The organism is Shewanella sp. NIFS-20-20 (genome assembly GCF_019209865.1).
Taxonomy (GTDB): domain Bacteria; phylum Pseudomonadota; class Gammaproteobacteria; order Enterobacterales; family Shewanellaceae; genus Shewanella.
In genome coordinates, this window is the sequence record NZ_JAHUTT010000069.1 from 1 (window position 1) to 19,255 (window position 19,255).

The 19,255-nt window shown below is 46.9% G+C and carries 15 protein-coding genes; 7 read left to right on the forward strand and 8 right to left on the reverse strand.

Features of this window, described 5'->3' with window-relative positions; genetic code table 11:
• Positions 1-162: 162 nt before the first annotated feature.
• From recJ to brnQ, 4 genes are all read right to left on the reverse strand, one after another.
• Positions 163-1,887 (reverse strand): single-stranded-DNA-specific exonuclease RecJ, encoded by a 1,725-nt coding sequence (gene recJ, locus KU855_RS16540; protein ID WP_218531698.1) that lies wholly within the window; start codon positions 1,885-1,887, stop codon positions 163-165.
• Positions 1,888-1,985: 98 nt separating this feature from the next.
• Entirely contained in the window at positions 1,986-2,714 is a 729-nt protein-coding gene (gene dsbC, locus KU855_RS16545; protein WP_218531701.1) for a bifunctional protein-disulfide isomerase/oxidoreductase DsbC, read from the reverse strand.
• A gap of 153 nt (positions 2,715-2,867) precedes the next feature.
• Positions 2,868-3,719: a site-specific tyrosine recombinase XerD gene (gene xerD / locus KU855_RS16550; protein ID WP_371316384.1), complete on the reverse strand. Its 852-nt coding sequence runs from the start codon at positions 3,717-3,719 to the stop codon at positions 2,868-2,870.
• 145 nt (positions 3,720-3,864) lie between these two features.
• Positions 3,865-5,205 (reverse strand): branched-chain amino acid transport system II carrier protein, encoded by a 1,341-nt coding sequence (gene brnQ, locus KU855_RS16555; RefSeq protein ID WP_218531705.1) that lies wholly within the window; start codon positions 5,203-5,205, stop codon positions 3,865-3,867.
• A 456-nt stretch (positions 5,206-5,661) separates the two neighbouring features.
• Here brnQ and KU855_RS16560 point away from each other — a divergent pair, with 456 nt between their 5' ends.
• From KU855_RS16560 to KU855_RS16590, 7 genes are all read left to right on the forward strand, one after another.
• Complete coding sequence (locus tag KU855_RS16560; protein ID WP_218531707.1) at positions 5,662-6,366, forward strand: methyltransferase; 705 nt, start codon at positions 5,662-5,664, stop codon at positions 6,364-6,366.
• A gap of 114 nt (positions 6,367-6,480) precedes the next feature.
• Positions 6,481-7,710 (forward strand): ATP-dependent RNA helicase SrmB, encoded by a 1,230-nt coding sequence (gene srmB, locus KU855_RS16565; RefSeq protein ID WP_218531708.1) that lies wholly within the window; start codon positions 6,481-6,483, stop codon positions 7,708-7,710.
• Between the two features lie 178 nt (positions 7,711-7,888).
• The gene (locus tag KU855_RS16570; RefSeq protein WP_256261093.1) at positions 7,889-9,100 is read left to right on the forward strand and encodes an efflux RND transporter periplasmic adaptor subunit; all 1,212 of its coding nucleotides are present in this window, start codon (positions 7,889-7,891) and stop codon (positions 9,098-9,100) included.
• An 11-nt stretch (positions 9,101-9,111) separates the two neighbouring features.
• On the forward strand, positions 9,112-12,279 hold the full coding sequence (locus tag KU855_RS16575) for an efflux RND transporter permease subunit (protein WP_218531710.1): 3,168 nt from the start codon (positions 9,112-9,114) through the stop codon (positions 12,277-12,279).
• Positions 12,280-12,395: 116 nt separating this feature from the next.
• Complete coding sequence (locus tag KU855_RS16580) at positions 12,396-12,995, forward strand: TatD family nuclease-associated radical SAM protein (RefSeq protein WP_218531712.1); 600 nt, start codon at positions 12,396-12,398, stop codon at positions 12,993-12,995.
• Between the two features lie 63 nt (positions 12,996-13,058).
• Positions 13,059-14,090 (forward strand): cache domain-containing protein, encoded by a 1,032-nt coding sequence (locus KU855_RS16585; RefSeq protein ID WP_218531714.1) that lies wholly within the window; start codon positions 13,059-13,061, stop codon positions 14,088-14,090.
• Positions 14,091-14,105: 15 nt separating this feature from the next.
• Complete coding sequence (locus KU855_RS16590) at positions 14,106-15,290, forward strand: PAS domain-containing protein (RefSeq protein WP_218531716.1); 1,185 nt, start codon at positions 14,106-14,108, stop codon at positions 15,288-15,290.
• On the opposite strand, the gene KU855_RS16595 is transcribed toward KU855_RS16590, so the two are convergent.
• The 4 genes from KU855_RS16595 to KU855_RS16610 all read right to left on the reverse strand — a co-directional run bounded on the left by KU855_RS16595 (position 15,287) and on the right by KU855_RS16610 (position 19,033).
• Entirely contained in the window at positions 15,287-16,696 is a 1,410-nt protein-coding gene (locus KU855_RS16595; RefSeq protein ID WP_218531719.1) for a hypothetical protein, read from the reverse strand. The two genes, KU855_RS16590 and KU855_RS16595, sit on opposite strands and share 4 nt — an antisense overlap.
• A gap of 82 nt (positions 16,697-16,778) precedes the next feature.
• Positions 16,779-17,306 (reverse strand): hypothetical protein, encoded by a 528-nt coding sequence (locus KU855_RS16600; RefSeq protein WP_218531721.1) that lies wholly within the window; start codon positions 17,304-17,306, stop codon positions 16,779-16,781.
• Positions 17,293-18,036, reverse strand: coding sequence for a hypothetical protein (locus KU855_RS16605; RefSeq protein WP_218531723.1), 744 nt, complete (start codon positions 18,034-18,036; stop codon positions 17,293-17,295). The genes KU855_RS16600 and KU855_RS16605 overlap by 14 nt, the downstream gene beginning before the upstream one ends.
• A 271-nt stretch (positions 18,037-18,307) precedes the next feature.
• A complete protein-coding gene (locus KU855_RS16610; protein WP_371316385.1) occupies positions 18,308-19,033 on the reverse strand; it encodes a YdiY family protein in 726 nt (241 codons plus the stop codon).
• Positions 19,034-19,255 lie beyond the last annotated feature (222 nt).

The window sequence follows — 19,255 nt, forward strand, 5'->3', positions numbered from 1 at the left end:
ATGCGAGACAGTTCAAGCTTGATGGGAAACGGGATAGGGCCTATCCACGTGCGTTAAAAATGAGTAAAAACAAGTATCCCATTAAGTCTAAGAAAAATGCCGTTCACACTAAGTGAACGGCATTACCGTTTTGGTGGGTTTTTTAGTTTAAACAAGCCATAGTTAGCAGGCTTCGATTTGTTCGACTAGCAGTTGTAAGCTTTGATTACCGCGATATTCGTTTACATCTAACTTATACACTAGCTTGACGTGCTTCACGCTGGCATCCGGCCAGAGCTGAGTATCAACATTAAAAGCGATGGCATCGACCATGTAGGCACCGCACTCGGTTTCCAGCATCATTTTCAGGTGCTTTTCACCCACTAATCGCTGCTGGATCAAACGAAATTGACCATCAAATAGCGGCTCTTCAAAAGACTGCCCCCAAGGACCCGCTTGGCGTAACATTTGCGCGGTATCTAAGTTGAAATCACTTAGACTTAATTCACCATCACTTAGCAGTTCACCGGTGAGCTCAGCCTCACTCAATTGTTCCCGCACCGCCAGATCAAATGCCGCACTAAAAGCTGGATATTGCGCGGCTGCTATGGTTAAGCCCGCCGCCATCGCGTGCCCACCAAACTTGATGATCATACCGGGGTGACGGCTATTGATAAGCTCCAAGGTATCGCGCATATGCAAGCCCTTTATCGAACGCGCCGAGCCTTTAATTTCATCGTCACTGCCATGGGCAAAAACGATGACCGGACGATGGTATTTATCCTTAATGCGCGAGGCGAGGATCCCAATCACCCCCTGGTGCCAATCGGCCTGAAATAAGGCGATGCCCCAAGGTAAGTCGCCAGCATCTAGGCTCAACTGACTCAAATGCTTCAGCGCTTCTTGTTGCATGCCAGTTTCCAGCTCTCGGCGCTCAGCATTCAGCCCATCAAGCTCTGATGCCATCCGTCTGGCGCGATGAATATCATCACATAATAAGGTTTCCACTCCGAGGGCCATTTCATCTAAACGGCCAGCGGCATTCAGCCGCGGCCCCACCGCAAAACCAAAGTCCGCGGCAACTAATCTGGCTGGGCTACGTTTAGCAACGTCTAATATCGCGGTGATCCCGGGGCGACATTGACCAGCCCGAACCCGCTTTAAGCCGGCGTTGACTAAGATCCGATTATTGGTGTCTAAGCTCACGACGTCAGCGACAGTGCCAAGCGCGACGATATCGAGCAAGCTGGCGAGATTAGGCTCGGCAATCCCACGGCGTGCAAACCAATCACGGCGGCGAAGTTCAGCCCTAACTGCCGTCATTAAATAAAAGGCCACCCCAACCCCTGCAATGGCTTTACTAGCAAAAGGGCAATCGCCTTGATTGGGATTAACAATGGCATCGGCCTTGGGTAATTGCGCCCCGGCTAAATGGTGATCGGTAACCACAACGGTCATACCGGCCGCCTTGGCGGCAGCGACACCATCAATGGATGAAATACCATTATCAACCGTGAGTAAACATTGCGCCTGCAGACTTTCTGCCACCGCCACAATTTGCGGACTCAGCCCATAGCCAAAATCAAAACGGTTAGGGATTAAGTAATCCACCGTCGTGACCCCCATCATCCGCAAGGCTAACATGCACACTGAGGTCGATGTCGCGCCATCAGCATCAAAATCCCCCATGATTAAGATCTTGTGCGCTTGCTCTACCGCATCGGCCACTATCTCAGCCGCTTTGACCATGTCTTTCATAGTCTCTGGCCGCAATAGATTGCTTAGGGAAAGTTCAACCTCGCCGGCAGTGACACCGCGGCGGGCATAAATTTGTTTCAATAATGGCGGCAAGCTGGCAGGTAAATGTGAATCATCTACCCAAGGGCGGCGAACTATGTGTCGAATCAAAACCACATCCTAAACGAAAAATCTGATGTGGCACCTTAGCAAAAAGGCGAGCATTCAGCTCGCCTTTTTTAGCATATCACTGGGGTTTGCCCGGCAAATTACTGCGCACGAACCTCTAAAATACGCTTCAAATCGCTGGCAGGTTGGTAGCCTGGGATCATGCTGCCATCGGCCAACACAATCGCGGGGGTACCGGTAACGCCAAGGCTAGCGCCCATCTTATACTGACCGGCGATATCGGCATCACACTTTGCTAAGGCAACTGATTGACCATTTTGCGCACTATCCATCGCCTTATTAGGGTCGGTAGCACACCAGATGGATCGCATGTCATCGGCATTTTTCGATGGCACACCCTGACGCGGGAACGCGAGATAACGCACAGTTATGCCCGCATCATTATAATCTTGCATTTCAGTGTGGAGCTTGCGGCAATAACCACAGCTAATATCGGTAAAGACAGTGATCACATGCTGCTCATTTTTGGCAGGAAACACCAACATTTGATCGGCAAACTGTTCAAGCATCTCCAGACGAGGGCCAGCTAATGCCGCTTCCGTCAGGTTTTTCATGCCTTTATCCAGATCATAAATATTGCCATGAAACAGCTTGGTGCCATCTTCGGTGATATACACCACGCCGCGATCCGTAATGGCTTGCACTAAACCTGGCAGTGGAGACTCTTGCATGCTTGCCACATCAATACTCAAGCTGTCATTCAGCTTAGTTTTGATTTTTTGCATCTGTGCGTCGGTCAAATCGGCGGCATTGGCAAAGGGGGCCAGGCCTAAGGCCAACAACAGACAAATGGCTTTGGTCGACTTCATAATCATTCCTTGTGGGTATCGGGGTCTGAAGGTCACGGCACTATACCGCCCAACTCTACTATCATTGACCGCTAAACTGTGGCAAAAGTTACACGCCAGATGAATTTAAATCAATCAGTTACTTTAGCGAGTCCCCAGTCTGTTAGCTAGCTCTCATCCTCTTGGGTGATGTTCACTGTGAAGTTTAGCTAATCTTAACTGCGCCACATGGGTGTAGATTTGGGTGGTAGATAAGGAGGAGTGTCCTAACAACAACTGGACCACCCGCAAATCGGCACCATGATTAAGTAAATGTGTGGCAAACGCATGTCGCAACGTATGAGGCGATAACTCTGACGAAATATTTGCTCGTAACGCATAGTGCTTGATCCTATGCCAGAACGTTTGGCGCGTCATCATTTGTCCGCGCCGAGAGGGAAACAACACTTCGCTGCTTTGGCCTTTGAGTAACTCGGCTCGCGCCTGTTGTAAGTAGCGTTCAATCGCTTGATGGGCCATCTCACCTAAAGGGACCAACCTGTCCTTGTTGCCCTTACCGGTAACTCTCACTAGGCCTTGGCGCAGGCTTAGCATACTTAAGGTTAAGCTGACCAGTTCACTGACCCGCAGCCCCGTGGCATATAGCAGTTCTAACATGGCTGCATCACGGCACTCAATGGCATCATCACATTGAGGCTCTGCCAATAACCGCTCAACTTCCTGCTCGGTTAACGTCGAGGGTAAATGTTTACCGAGTTTAGGTGTATCGAGCAAGGCACTGGGGTCTTCATTGATGGTTTGATGGGCGACCAAATAACGATAATAACGACGAATGCTAGAGAGTTGACGGGCACTGCTGGTTTTGGCGATGCCTTGCTGGGTACGCCAATCGATAAAGTCTAATAATGCCGCTTGACTGGCATTTTCTAACCATAGGCCAATGCTTGCTAAATACCGAGCCAAATGGGTTAAATCGGTGCGATAAGCGCTGAGCGTATTATCACTGAGGCCTTTAATAGCCCACATTTCTTCCACAAAAGCATCGATTGATGCTTGACTGCTTTTGATAAGTTCTGAATTCAAGTGCGCTAAGTTAACGACCAATATGTGATTGCAGTGTAACAAAAAGGCGCGAAATTCGCGCCCTTTTATGGTCATACCGCCACGAGGATTATGCTTGGCTCGTCTTGGCTCGGGCCGAGGTGATCAAACAATAACCGACCGCGAGCAACGTTGGTAATAACCAAGCCATCCCCACGTCATACAGGGGTAAGAAGTTCAGCATGCTAGTATCGATGCCGGCCGCTTTAAAGCCATCGAATAAACCAAACAACAGCGCAATCGATAAAATTAAGCGGTGAGCAAACTGAGGATTGGCAAAATATTGTGTTAAAAATGTCACCAATACCAGCGCCATGGCCACCGGATAAATACTCATTAATACCGGAATACTAATGCTGATCAGACTGGTCAGTCCCACGTTAGCGACCAAGGCACAAATCACACTAAATACCACCACCAATAAGCGATAAGACAATTGAGGTAATAGTTCGTTAAAGTACTCGGCACACGCACTGACTAAGCCGACCGCCGTCGTTAAACAGGCTAATGTCACCACTAACGCCAGTAAGATAACCCCCATTTGACCAAAGTGATGAGTCACATACAGGGTTAAGATTTGGCCGCCATTTTGAGCACCTTGGGCGATATCTCCGGCACTCACCCCTAAGAAGAATAAAGCCACGTACACAAAGGCTAACCCCGCCGCAGCAATCAGCGCAGCTCGGATTAAATACACGGTTTGACTGGCAGAGTCAGTCACCCCTTTTTTGCGTAAGATATCAATAATCAACATCCCAAAAATCAATGATGCCAAGGCGTCCATGGTGTTATAACCTTCGAGTACACCTTTGACCAACGGCGCATTGGCATATTCGCCTTGCGGCACACCTGGAGCCGCGCCATTAACCATCATCACCGACATGGCTAAACCGACCAACAGAAATAACAATATGGGGGTTAGCACTTTACCGACACTGTCGAGCAATTTACCGGGAAATAAGGCCAGCAACATGGTGATGGCAAAGAAGCCTGCGGTATAGGCCAATTGCGCTTGATTGAGTACCAAGCCCGCCACCGTTATCATGGTATCTGGATCACTAATAAACGGCCGCGCTCCAATTTCAAAAGCCACTAAACCAGTACGGGGAATAGCGAAGGCAGGTCCAATAATGATGTAAATAGCGATAGCCAAAGCGGTCGCAGCAAACACTGGCAACATGGCCATGATCTTACCATTGGCTTTCGCCACCGCAATCAGCGCTATCAAAGGTAAACCCACGGCAGTAATCAAAAAACCGAGCATGGCAGTGAACATATGCTCACCGGCTAACAGCCCAGCAAACGGAGGAAAAATTAGATTTCCCGCGCCTAAGAAAAAGGCAAAGGTCATAAAACCTAAACCTAGAGTATCCGTTAATGTCATTTGCGTATTCTTCACAGAATGCCTCATCTTGTTGTTATATTATTTCTATAAAACCAATTGATTACTTAGCCTTGTACCCTTAGGGAGGCATCCCATATTTGCACGTGTAAACATGTGTTTACAGACATCAATCCACTTATTACTCGGTATTTGCTTAAAACACCATCAAAACTAGCAAACTCTACACAATGAGTTGCTTTAATAGCCAAAAAAACAGCAGAAAACTGCTTATCAACTACCTTACAAGGTTAATCTTTACCAGAGCAACTCGAGTAAAACAAGCTTTTTACCAAGTTTGAACACAAAAACGCACATAACCCCGGTAAATTGTAGGTTTGACGTTATAAAACTACCGAGGACAAGATAAGTAACAACTAAAAAACAACATACTGCTCACAGCTATTCGATGTGGTCTGACCAATACAGTCACTGCAGATTCTGCTACACTAATGCGCTTTTCACACCACTAAGCCCCTTGTCGTTATGTCGTTTAGTTTTAGACAATTTCATATTGATGATACTGATTGCGGAATGCCCGTCAGCACCGATGGTGTCATACTCGGCGCCTGGGCGGCGCTGACCTGTGCCAATACCATCATGGATATCGGTGCGGGCAGTGGCCTATTAAGTTTAATGGCCGCCCAACGCAGTTCCGGGCAAGTCATTGCGGTTGAAATAGACGCTCAAGCCAGCAAGGTTTGTCGCCAGAATGTCGAGCGCAGTCCGTGGCCTGATCGGGTGCAGGTAATAGAGCAAGATATACGTCAGTTGGCGTGCCTGCCGCAATGGCAAGCCGCCATGGATTATATTATTTGTAACCCGCCTTACTTTGATAATGGGCCGCAATCTTTAAAACAAGGGCGCTCGCAAGCTCGCCACACTGATAGCCTTAGTTTTAGTGAGTTATTGACCGCCATGGCCGCCCTACTCAAACCAGACGCCGGCGCGAGTATTATTTTGCCGCAAGCGAGCCACACTCGCTTTATGAGTGCATTGTCTGAATCGCCACTGAACTTAGCCTGCCTGCAGCCGGTGCAAAGTGTCGCAACCAAACAGGCTAATCGCTATTTGTTGCAGCTCGCTTTTGCCACAGGCGATTGCCGTGAGCTACCGCCGCTGTTAGTACGCGACCAAAATAATGCCTACACCCCTGCGATGCGGGCGCTGACAGGCGATTTTTACCTATAATAAATACCCTGTTCTTGGCCACAAGATGTTACACTCTGCGACCAAGCTCGACCCATAGCTTTCTTTCTCGGCGCCCATTATAATGCGCCCCGTATATTTTTTGAGACGCTGCGCATGCAATTTGAAAACTTTGATTTAGATACTGACCTGCTTGATTCCCTTAAGGCGATGGGCCATTTGACCCCAACCACGATCCAGCAGGAAGTGTTACCTATGGCGCTTGAACAGCGCGACATTTTGGCAAGAGCGCCAACAGGCACAGGTAAAACTGCCAGTTTTCTATTGCCGGCATTGCAGCACCTCATCGACTTTCCTCGCCGCCGTCAAGGTCAGGCGCGCGTATTGATTTTGACTCCTACCCGCGAATTAGCGAGCCAAATTCACCGCTATGCTTGTCACTTAGCCACAGATTTAGATTTAAAGATTGGCATTATTACAGGCGGTCTGCCATATGGCCCACAGGAAGAACTGCTGGCCAATAACCTCGATATTTTGGTGGCGACGCCTGGGCGCTTACTCGAATACTTAGACAAGCGTCGCTTTACCGCTGAAGAAGTTGAAATCCTTGTGATTGACGAAGCTGACCGTATGCTCGATATGGGCTTTAGTTCAACGGTGAAATCCATCGCGATGGAAGCCCAAGGTCGTAAACAGACCATGCTTTTCTCAGCCACATTAGAAGGCTTTGGCGTCAATACCTTTGCCCGCGAACTGCTGAACGATCCTGTCTCTATCACCACGATCCCGCCGCGCAGTGAAAAGGCTAAAATCCACCAATGGGTTCATTTAGCCGATAACAAAGAGCATAAATTTGCCCTGTTATGTCATTTGCTACGCCAAGAAGATGCCACCAGTGTCATCGTGTTTTGTAAAACCCGTGACATAGTACAATCGTTAGAAGGTATGTTGACCCATGAAGGGATTCCCTGTGCCTTTATGCGTGGTGACATGGAGCAAAAGCGCCGCTTCCAAGCCTTAAGCCGCTTTACCAAAGGTGAAGTCAACGTGTTGTTAGCTACCGATGTGGCCGCCCGTGGGATTGATATCGATAATGTCAGCCATGTGATTAACTTCGATATGCCGCGCACCGCTGACGCCTATGTACACCGTATTGGTCGTACCGGTCGTGCTGGCAATAAGGGCACCGCGATTTCCTTGGTCGAAGCCCACGATATGCGGGTCTTATCTAAGATTGAGCGTTATATCGAAATGGCCCTGAAACGTCGCTTTATTGAAGGCCTGCGCCCTAAGCATAAAGAAGCCAAGGTGCCGACCAAGAAGAAGCCCAAAGAAAAAGCTAAACTGGCTGCGAAAAAGAAGCTGAAAAAAGCGAAGAAACAATAAATACGTCACCGCGGTGACCGCCCCTAAAAAAGCCGCCTTGCGGCTTTTTTTGTCGAACGGATAAGCGGCAAACATCGCTAAATTCACCTTTAGAAACATTTTAGTTACAAAAACAATTTCTCCGCCTAGTTTGACTCTGGTAGTTTAGGCATAACGCGAACGCATGGATAGAATTCAAATGTCTACATTTACACTCATACTGAGACGATTAAGTCCTATTATTATCATAATCGTGGCCATCCTCGGCGCCTCTGCGCTAATGGCGACCAAACAAGAACCTGAGAAAAAAAGTGAAGAATCTAAGCCTCCGGTGGTCAATGTGATGGCGGTGGTTCCTCAAAGCTACACCTTAGATCTCAGTTCTTATGGCGTGGCAGCACCTAAAAATAAAACTCAATTAGTCAGCGAAGTTCAGGGACGCATCTTATCGATTGCCGATGAGTTTGTTGCAGGGGGTGTGGTCACTAAAGGCCAAGCCTTAGCGGTGATCGAGCCTTCTGATTATGAGGCCGACTTAATGCAAGCTCAGGCCAGTTTAGCCCAAGCGCAAGCCGCCTTGAATGAGGAAATTGCCCGTGGTCAAGTCGCCAAAATCGAATTTAAAGACTTTGATAATGGCTTACCGCCAGAGCTGGGTTTACGTATTCCGCAGTTGAAAAAAGAACAAGCGAATGTCAAATCGGCCCAAGCCGCATTAAAGCGTGCTGAGCGTAACCTTGAGCGCACCACCATTCGAGCGCCGTTTGACGGCCTAGTGCGTAGTCGCCAAGTAGATTTAGGACAATATGTCACCTTGGGCAATATGTTAGGTGAACTCTATGACACCTCTGTGGCCGAAATTAGACTGCCCCTTGCCAATGAAGAGTTAGCCTATTTAGCCTCAATGGATTCTCCAGATACCCAAGTGGCGCTCCGTGCCAACCTCGCTGGCCAAGCCGTTGTTTGGAATGGGCAAATCGTGCGCAGTGAAGGCATTATCGATCCTGAAAACCGCATGGTGTATTTAGTGGCCGAAGTCGCGGATCCTTACCAACGTGGTCACGACAACCCACAAGGGGTACCGCTAAAATTTGGCACCTTTGTCAATGCAAGCATTACTGGTCGCCAAGTGACTGGTATCGTCAAGTTGCCGCGTCACTTATTAAAAAATCAGACCATCGCCTTAGTCAATGACGATAACACTATCGAGATGCGAGACGTCAATGTGGTACGCCAAGATCTCGATAGCATTTATATTAAAGACAGTTTGCGTGCAGGTGAACGGGTCAGTATGACCCTGCTTAACGACATGAATGATGGGTTATTGGTGACGGTTGCCGAGGATGCCGAGAAAGGATCTAAACAGCCAACAACAAATCCATCGAGCATTGCGGTAGCCGTTGAACATTAAGGATGACTCCCATGCAAACTGAACAACAACCCACGGGCATTATTGCCTGGTTTGCCAATAACAGCGTTGCCGCCAATCTATTAATGGTGGTACTGCTTATTGGCGGTCTCTTTAGTTCTGTACTGATTAATAAAGAGATTTTTCCAAGTTTTGATCTTAATTACTTACGTATTTCGGTGGCCTATCCCGGCGCCGCACCGCAGGAGATCGAAGAAGGCATTACCATCAAAATTGAAGAAGCCATTGACGATGTCACTGGCATTAAAAAGGTCACATCCGTGGCCAGCGATGGCGTAGGCTCTGTCACTATAGAGGTGGAAGATGGTTATGAAACCCAAGACGTACTCGATGAGGTCAAATTACGTATCGATGCGATTTCAACCTTTCCGGTCAATATTGAAAAACCCGACATCTTTCAGATAAAACCCGAAAATAATGTCATTTGGGTGTCGGTTTACGGTGACATGACCGATAAAGAAATGAAGGAAATGGCCAAGGTGATGCGCGATGACATTATCGCCTTGCCGGCGGTCACTCGTGCCAGTGTCGGTGGGGTACGTGACTATGAAATAGCCATTGAGCTCTCGGAAAACAAATTACGAGAATACGGCCTAAGCTTTGCCCAAGTTGCCAATGCGGTGCAATCTTCGTCCATCGATTTACCCGGCGGCAGTATTCGTGCCGAAAACGGCGATATTTTATTGCGCACTAAGGGCCAAGCGTACACTGGGGATGATTTTGCCAATATTGTGGTCAGCACCCAGAACGATGGTAGTCGCATTATGCTCCCCCAAGTGGCGACCATTAAGGATGATTTTGAGGAACGTCTCGATTACACCCGCTTTAATGGTAAGCCCGCAGCGATTATTGAGGTCAGCAGCATTGATGACCAAAACGCCATCGACATCGCCAATCAGGTCAAGCAATACGTCGCCGACAAAAGCGCCACGTTACCCGCACACATTAAGCTCGATACTTGGGGGGATTTAACGCATTACCTCAAGGGCCGTCTCAATATGATGCTATCCAATATGTTTTACGGAGCCTTATTGGTGTTCTTAATCCTGGCCATCTTTTTAGACTTAAAATTGGCATTTTGGGTGATGATGGGATTGCCGGTCTGTTTCCTTGGCACCTTACTCTTTATGCCACTCGAGCCGTTTTCACTATCGATTAACTTATTGACCTTGTTCGCCTTTATTCTCGTCCTTGGGATAGTGGTCGACGATGCTATCGTCATAGGAGAAAGCGCCTACTCGGAAATCGAAGCAAAAGGTCACAGTATTAATAATGTCATCGCCGGTGCGCAGAAGGTCGCGATGCCAGCCACCTTTGGGGTACTCACCACCGTGGCTGCCTTTATGCCAATGTTGATGGTGTCTGGCCCCATGGGCGTAATTTGGAAGTCCATCGGCATGGTGGTCATTTTGTGTCTGCTGTTTTCATTGGTGGAATCCAAACTCATCCTGCCGGCGCATTTAGCCCATATGCGGGTCAAACCCAAAAAAGCCCCCACGAATCGCCTCTCGCAATTAAAAGTGCGTTTTAATGACAAGGTGCAATATTTCATTCACCACCAATATCGGGCGTTCCTCGGTCGCTGTATTAAGCATAGATACAATGTGTTAGCCACCTTTACTGGGGTGTTAATCTTATCTATCGCCTTAGTGGCCAGCGGCAAAGTGCGTTGGGTGTTTTTCCCCGATCTGCCCTCAGATTTCATCCAAGTTAATTTGCAAATGGATAATGGCAGTTCCGAACAAAATACCTTAAATGTGGTGCAAGATATTGAAACTGCGCTGTTTGCTATGAACGATAGCATGGAGCAAGAATACGGTTATCCCGTCCTCAAGCACACCTTTATCAATATGAGCTCGCGCACCTCAGCCGTCATATTTGCCGAATTAACCAAGGCTGAAGATCGCGATGTCGATGGCGTCACGATTGCGGCCGCTTGGCGCGCTGAACTGCCACAATTGCCAGCGGTGAAAAAGCTCAACATTGCTGCCAGCACCAATGACACTGGTGGCGCGATTGCCTTTAGACTGCAATCTAATGATCTTGGTCAATTAGCCCTAGCCGCCGATGCGCTCAAAGCGAAGTTGGCAAACTATGAAGGCGTCTACGACATTGCCGATGATTTCTCGTCAGGCAGCCAAGAAGTGCGTTTAAGTATTCTGCCCAGCGCAGAAGCACTCGGCTTAACCTTAGCCGATTTAGCCAAACAAGTACGTTATGGCTTTTATGGATTTGAAGCCCAACGTATTTTGCGCAATAAAGAAGAAATCAAGGTGATGGTGCGCTACCCCAAAGAGGAGCGAAGCACCCTAGGTTACTTAGAGAACATGATGATCCGCACGCCAGCAGGACAGGCAGTGCCTTTCTCCAGTGTCGCTAAGATTGAATTGGGTGAGTCTTACTCGTCCATTAATCGGGTCGATGGCCGCCGTGCGATCACTGTGGTCGCGAATGCCGATAAGACCAAGGTTGAACCCAACAAGGTGGTCAAAGAAATCCAAGAAGAGTATTTGCCGCAATTAACCCAAGAGTTCCCAGCCATCAGTACCAGCCTTGATGGTGAAAGCTTAGAAGAGCAAAATGCCATGTTTAGCCTGTTGCAGGGCTTCTTCTTTGCGCTGTTTACCATTTATGCCTTGATGGCGATTCCGCTCAAGTCTTATAGCCAACCACTGATCATTATGTCGGTGATCCCATTTGGTATTATCGGCGCATTATTTGGTCACTTTGTCTTAGACTTATCCATGAGCGTTCTGAGCTTGTGTGGCATTATTGCCTTGTCTGGAGTGGTGGTGAATGATTCCTTAATTCTGGTGGACTTTGTTAACCGTGCACGTCAGCAAGGCTTTAGTTTACAAGAGTCAGCCATCAATTCAGGTTGCTACCGTTTCCGAGCCATCATCTTGACCTCGTTGACCACCTTTGTCGGCTTAGTCCCGATTATTTTGGAAAAAAGCTTACAAGCACAGATAGTGATCCCCATGGCGACCTCGTTAGCCTTTGGTATCTTATTCTCGACCTTAGTGACCTTGATCTTAGTGCCGGTGCTCTATGTGGTATTGGATGATCTCAAACGCATGTTGACCTGGTGGTGGCGGCCTGCCGCGTACCGAGAACAACAAGCACTGACCCAAGCCAACGACAATCAAGCGCAAGGTTAATTCCGCATTAATTATGTTACATGGGCAGCCTCGCTGCCCATTTTCTTGATCTAAGCCGCAGCAATAACCACCGCAAACGTTACAATAGCTCTACAAAATCACTTGTAATATGACCCATGCTAGCCACTCTTGTTTATGACATCCGCAATAGCCGTTACTTGAACATTACCGGTCGTTGTACCTTGCGCTGTCAATTTTGTCCCAAACAGCAAGGTAGCCAACAAGTGCGCCAATATCAATTGGCCCTAGATAAACAACCGAAAGCTGCCGAAATCATCGCTCAACTAGGTCAAGTGTCTGAATATGACGAATACGTCTTTTGCGGTTTTGGTGAACCTACCCTCAACCTAAGCACCTTACTGGAGGTCGCCCATACCATTAAACAACGCGGCGGACGGGTCAGACTCAATACCGATGGCTTAGCCAATCATTTTCATCGCCGCAACGTTCTGCCTGAACTGGCAGCCTGTGTCGATGCCTTGTCAATTTCGCTAAATGCGCAAGATGAAGGCTTATACCAACAGCATTGCCAACCGAAACTGGCAGGGAGCTGGCAGGCGCTGTTAACCTTTATTAAATTAGCCCCGCACTATATCGCTAAGGTGCAAGTGTCGGCCATTGAGGGGCTAGATGGCGTCGATATGGCGGCATGTCGTCAGTTAGTCGAACACAGTGGTTGTGAATTTAAGCATCGTTATCTCGATATTGTTGGTTAAGTGATTACGTCACCCTTGGTTTACATGTTAATATGACGCCAAACTTTTAACCAAACGATGACAATGGCCCGCAAGTCAAACTCCACCTATTTGCCGACTAAATTGCTACCTGAACAAGGAATTATTTGGTCACAGCAACGCCTGTTAGGGTTAAGTAGCCAAGTCATAGTCTTGCTATTATGTTTGGGCTTAATTGCTAGTGTCATTATCCAAATTGGCCAACAAAACCTGCTGCAAGAACGCGCAAGCCAACGCTATAGCGAATTACAAAGCGTCGCCAATGACCTCTCAGAGCAACTGAGCTTCCAACGTTTCCAAACCTTAAGTCTCGCCGGTGATGAGTTATTACTGCAACAATTACAACAGGCCAGCGCCGAAAAACAGCGGCGCCTGCAGTCCTATTGGCACGCATTACAGCAGAATATCAACGATTTACAAGGGATAGCTGTCTACAGCGCGATAGGTCAACAGTTACTCACTGAAGGCAACGACTTAGGGGCTAAAACGTTATCCAGTAATTTACTCAAAAAGCTTGAACAACTTGAGCGGCATCAAGTTTATATGTCATCGGTGACATTTAGCTCGGCCGCGGGGAAAATCGCGCCAGTCTTGTATCAATCCACTAAAATTTATGCCACTGATAACCGCTTTTTAGGCTATTTAGTCACCTTTCATGCCATCAACAATAGCTTACTCGAAGCCAAACGCAGCTTCAGCGAACAAGCGGCGCCGCTACTCTTAATTAATCAAGAGGGCCAATTACTGGCAAACTCCACCAATGCCTCTGGGTTAGCTCGAATGCCTAATGTATTAGGCACTAACTTAAATGAAACCTACCCCGCATTATGGCAATCGATGCAGCGTGAGCGCTATGGTCAATTCCAAGGCGATACAGCCACCTTGGTGTATTTGGCTTTTCAATTAGAAACCAACGCTCAGCAACGGGATTGCTATTTGATTTCTTATATTGATAACCAATTCGTGTATGACCAACTGTCACTGTGGCGCTATCTTATTATTGCCATTTTTGTGGTACTGGCCTTGGCCTTGAGCGGACTCATTTGGTTAAGCCATTTGCGCCAATTACTCGAGTGAGCTCGCCACTTCGGCATGCGATTGACCGCCAATTTATTCGATGATGAGCAAGGCTGGATCATTAGTAATCATAAAGGCCGAATTATTACCGCCAATCGCCAAGCGGCATCAGCGTTAAAATTGGGGGTTGATGATCTCAATGACCGCAGTTTGCAACGTAGCTTGCAAATGGAAGATACTGAATATAAAAAATTAACGACCTCGCTTGAGCAAGATAACTACTGGAGTGGTGAGCTGGACTTGCGTGACCAAGGAGGCGATTGTTTATTTATCCATATTCGCAAAGTTCAGTTAGAAAGCAAAGGTGACTATTGGTTGCTATTGGACTTTAACAAGCGCACTGAACTCTATATCAGCAAGGAAAAAAATCACCAATTGAGCTTACTCAATCATGGCACCATAGCCTGCGCCTTGTTTGCCACCGATGGTCAGCTGCTAGAGGCGAATCCTGAGTTTTATGCGCATATGCCCCCAGCGCGGGACGAATTTAACTTAATGGTGCAATTCAATACCGAGCAGCCGGGGCTGTGGGCGCGTGTATTAGAGCAACTTAACGCTAGCGGCCACTGGAATGGCCAACTGCTCAATAGTCAGTTACAAAATAATGACCAAGGTTGGCGGGTGACCTTGAAGAGTCACAATGATGCTGCCGGCGAAATCGTGGCAATCACCAGTTGTTGGTTACCTGCTGACACCAAAAGAGCCCAGCGTTCGCAAACCGAAAATGAGCTGAGAAATTGTATCTTTGTCGACCAGCATGACTTGATGCGCTACTTCGATAACCTCGACAAATCAGCCGTGCAAACCACCAGTTTATTGTTGATGGACATTAGCCCAGAGGGAATGTTGAGCCACATGAGCGGGCTCAATCAACTGGAGGCGCATCAGCAAACCTTAGAGATGCATTTACTAAAACACATGCCCGCTGGTTTTCAAATGGCACGCTGGCAGTTGGGTAAACTTTTGATCTTAATGCCAAATACTCTACCCGAAAAGGCCCACGAACATGCGGCCGAACTGATGCGCTATCTCAATGATCTGGGCCTAGGTGATGGCCTATGTATTGGCATCGCCGCCGGTAGCAGTCGCGACAGTTTACCGACCTTAATCAGCCATACTGAAGTTGCCTTGCGCCGAGCAAGGCAAACCGGTGAGCAACAAATTTGTCAGGCCTACACTCGCCCGATACGCTTAGGTTAGACCGCGGACGCCTCATCACTTTGATGGATAGAGGCAATCGTGTCTGGGATAGTGCTTTCAATAAACTCGACGATCCCCGAGCGATTGACAGTGACCTTGTATCTCGCATAGCGTGGCGCTGCTTTTGCCTGTCGCACCGCCACCACCACATTGATTTGATAGCGCCGCTCGGCAGACTCGCTACTGACATTGCCATCTTGTTCGCGGTACACCTTAATCTTACTGCGCTCTAAATGCCGTATAAACGGAGTTAGATTAAAGTTAATGGTCTCTTGAATGCGGTGATAACCGGCTAAGAATCCCGATTTATTGACCTTGGCATGAACCGCATAATGCAAGGTCTCAGACTCCACCTTGTTCTGACGATGGCGGCGCTGCAGGATTTCTTTCACCGCATCTGGAATGTCTTTATTGCCCACAAATTCTAACCAGACCCACTGTTTAGCAATCACGGTTTGGCTGACAGTATCACGCAATATGCGACTCCAACGCGGGCGACCACGCTGGATCCGCCGCCAAATTGCATCACGAATATCGTCTTTAAAAATTTCACGAAAACCATAAATAATGGCCAAGACCACCACCAAAGCCATGGTTAAGCCGCTAAGCATGCCTTGTGCCTGAAACACCATGCTATACACCACCATCATCACCATGGCCGTGGCGACGCCTGTGGTGAGTTTTTTTAAGCCCTTACCTAATGAGCGTTGTTCTTGTTTTAACACCACCCCTTGCTGTAGTAGACGCCTTAACAACAACATTTTATTGGAAATGCGGTTAGGGTCATTGACGGTTTGCGCCGAGTTATAACGATTTGCTTCTCGATACGCCGCCTCTTCACGACAAAAAGCAAGAGCCAAGTCCTTACACTCAGCAAACTCACTGCTGCGTGGGCTATGGCTTAATGACTTCAATACCGCTTGTTCGCAAAACCAGGAGAGATAATTGTCGGCATTTTCAAAATAGGACTGCCATTTGGGATCGGCAGGTGAACTGCGACGAAACTTCTTAAGCATCGCAGCCAACAGCGTCAACAGCTCTTGCAATGAGGGGTAAAATTGTTCCGCATCTGACACTCGCGCCAATTCTTTACTATCGGTTTCAATGGCCACGGCAAACTGATAAGCGAACAAGTTCAGATAAATACGATAATCTTCAAGACTTTGTTTTTTAAAGCTAGTAAATCGACCTTGCACCAAGGGTAAGTGCAATCCTTGTGAGTAGTAAGACCGTCGGCCAAATACGGCGCTATGATGATACTCCTCTTCATTGAGGGACTTAGGGTTGACGCCAAGATCTTGTGGTAAAGAGAAATATAGATCAATCCGCTGATCGGCACCCGCCTCTAATACTTGACTCAATTTAATGGAATAGGAAGATTCCTGTTTTACTTGAATATCGGCCAATCAACGAGCTCCAATCTTGAGTCAGACACTTATACAGTATACGACTCAATAAGATTAAACCTAGAAATAATCAGCCACTTAGCTAATTTTTTTGACAACTCCAAATACTATTGCCAGGCATGATCCTGATAATCACGGTTTTATCCAGATTAAACACCTGTGACACTTCCATCGACAACGGAATATGGTTACCCGTCACTTCGAGCGCTTTGCGGCCTTGATCGATAACTCGCTTAATCTCAGCGGGGACCTTATCGATAGATAAATCTAAGTCAATGGCGCCAGAATTAATAACAAAGTGGTATGTCATGGTTGAGGCTTGTATGTTTTTCACTCGCCCCTTTAAATGCAGACCACCAACCACAGTGTCCACCGTTGAATATATATACTTAAATAGAACGTCTTGCTCTTCAATATCAATATGTAATTTGAACTGATTTTTAACTGCCGTCCCACTCTTGGTATTATACACGTCAGCGACACACGCGAACTTTTCGCTGCTGGTATGCTCATTTAAGACACTCATGCCGCCAAATACTGCGCCAGCAACTATGGTAATTGCTAATAAACAAATAATGACAGCAGAGCGCCAGTGGCTATATTTGTTCATCACACACCCCCATCTCGACCAACCATGATGGGGTCACAAAATATATATTTGCTTCATTTTTATATAGCTTGATATTGCGGTATTCATGTTGATTACCCGATTCGCGATATAAAATTAAGTGAAGCATTGATGAATCCCCGGATATGGCATAACTAATGGTTTGCCATGGCACATTTTTACACTGAAGTAATTGGGTCTGTAAATTATCCGTATTGCTCTTCACCCGCTCCATTTGATTTTTATCTACAGGAAAGACTTGTAAGGTGATTGGCTTACCATTCGATGTAGTAAATTGTTGCTGAAAGATGTTATCAAATTTTACCTCGATTTCTTCAATGCGAGGAAATAGCCAAACAAGCAACAGGCAAATAACCACCATGACCATGCTATAAGCCAAGATCGGAATGACTTGATATGGGGCGGTATTCAAGCGAGATTGGGTCGTGGGCTTACTGAGCAGCATATAGCCTTGATCGCCAACAACCTCTAGCATTGACGCATGTGAGGTGCCGATATGCTTTTGAAATTGATGAATGATATCAATTAAGGCTAACGGTTGGTTTGGGTCATTTATCAATTGGTACAGGTGCTGACGCGATACCACTTTATCGCGATTTTCTATCAAGCAATTGATGACTTGATATTCATCAAAACTTAATTGCCAGACTCGACCGTCATCGGTGACTAGTTGCTGATTTGTGTCATCAATCCAACAGCGGCCAATTTGCATACAAGATCAATCTCAGTAATTACGGCCCGTCAGTATACAAATTGAAATTAAAATCATAAGTGCAATTAAGTGTAATTCGTGATCATTACCCCAAAAATTTTGCCATGGCTAAAATAAAAATTATTACACCATTGTTGTTCGGTTGTTATTTAGGCTAACCGTGAGTGTAAAATGATGCTTATAAATATCTTAATCAAGCGTTTAAAAAATTAAGGAAGCTGCCGCTTCCTTAATTAAACACCAAGAATCATCATTAGTGATTATTTGCTGACTAAAAAGAATACAGTAAGGTCATATTCGTTTCAGTATCGGTGCTTTTTTTATCATCTAATGGCTCACTATTATAGCGAACCACGACCGCAAACTTCATTGCAAGTGCTCCGATGATATTGGCGGTGATGGCCGTTTCACTACGCCCTTCAAACTTATCACCATAATCCCCGATAAAACGTTGGCTAAAGGTTGAACTCTCACTCAGTTGGGTCTCGAAATTAATCACACCATGAGCCACCCAGCTTTGCTCAGTATCTTTTCCTAAGAGTGCAGACTGCTCTTCATCTAAGCGCTGGTAAAGATAACCAGGACCAATTTCCACATCAAATTTCGTCTGCTGACTTTCAAACACGGTATAACCATAACCGACGGCAGAAGTTATCGTGTAGTCATAACCGGTGAAGGGATCTTTTAGGTAGTTAGCATTGATAAATAGATAGCTACGATCATCGAGGGCATAGTCACCTTGACCACCGGCAAAATAACGCTCCGCAGTGACTACGTCGGTATCTTTGCTATAAAGCGCATTCGCTTCATAGGTGTTATGCCAATTGGCAATTTCGTGCTCGAGCTTCACCGCGCCTTTTATTGAGGAGGTATCGGTATTACCCGTTGTTAACGTTCCACCTAATTCAGCACTGCCACTTAAGGTCTTATTCGCGTCTGCGGCTATTGCAGCCATTGGTACACTGCAACACATTGCCATTATGATTGTTCTAATTATCATTGCCACATCCTCACAAAGTTTCACATCTGCTCCCATAAATAGGCGAACATATTAACAAAGTGTTGCCGAGTTGGCACTAAAAAAGCCCGCAGTTGCGTAATGCCGATCAGTTAAGACAGATCGCTTGACGATCTCACTGAAAGGATCAAAATCCGATGACCCCTTGTCATCGGATTTTTTTATGCAACTTTCAGAAGCTTTGGCGCGTACTCATATCAA

Bases quoted from the DNA above. Each gene is read 5' to 3' on its own strand.
- KU855_RS16575 (WP_218531710.1), top strand. From the start codon at position 9,112: ATGCAAACTGAACAACAACCCACGGGCATTATTGCCTGGTTTGCCAAT.
- KU855_RS16590 (WP_218531716.1), top strand. From the start codon at position 14,106: ATGCGATTGACCGCCAATTTATTCGATGATGAGCAAGGCTGGATCATT.
- dsbC (WP_218531701.1), bottom strand. From the start codon at position 2,714: ATGAAGTCGACCAAAGCCATTTGTCTGTTGTTGGCCTTAGGCCTGGCC.
- srmB (WP_218531708.1), top strand. From the start codon at position 6,481: ATGCAATTTGAAAACTTTGATTTAGATACTGACCTGCTTGATTCCCTT.
- KU855_RS16560 (WP_218531707.1), top strand. From the start codon at position 5,662: ATGTCGTTTAGTTTTAGACAATTTCATATTGATGATACTGATTGCGGA.
- KU855_RS16585 (WP_218531714.1), top strand. From the start codon at position 13,059: ATGGCCCGCAAGTCAAACTCCACCTATTTGCCGACTAAATTGCTACCT.
- KU855_RS16580 (WP_218531712.1), top strand. From the start codon at position 12,396: ATGCTAGCCACTCTTGTTTATGACATCCGCAATAGCCGTTACTTGAAC.
- brnQ (WP_218531705.1), bottom strand. From the start codon at position 5,205: ATGAGGCATTCTGTGAAGAATACGCAAATGACATTAACGGATACTCTA.
- xerD (WP_371316384.1), bottom strand. From the start codon at position 3,719: ATGTGGGCTATTAAAGGCCTCAGTGATAATACGCTCAGCGCTTATCGC.
- KU855_RS16605 (WP_218531723.1), bottom strand. From the start codon at position 18,036: ATGCAAATTGGCCGCTGTTGGATTGATGACACAAATCAGCAACTAGTC.
- KU855_RS16600 (WP_218531721.1), bottom strand. From the start codon at position 17,306: ATGAACAAATATAGCCACTGGCGCTCTGCTGTCATTATTTGTTTATTA.
- KU855_RS16570 (WP_256261093.1), top strand. From the start codon at position 7,889: ATGTCTACATTTACACTCATACTGAGACGATTAAGTCCTATTATTATC.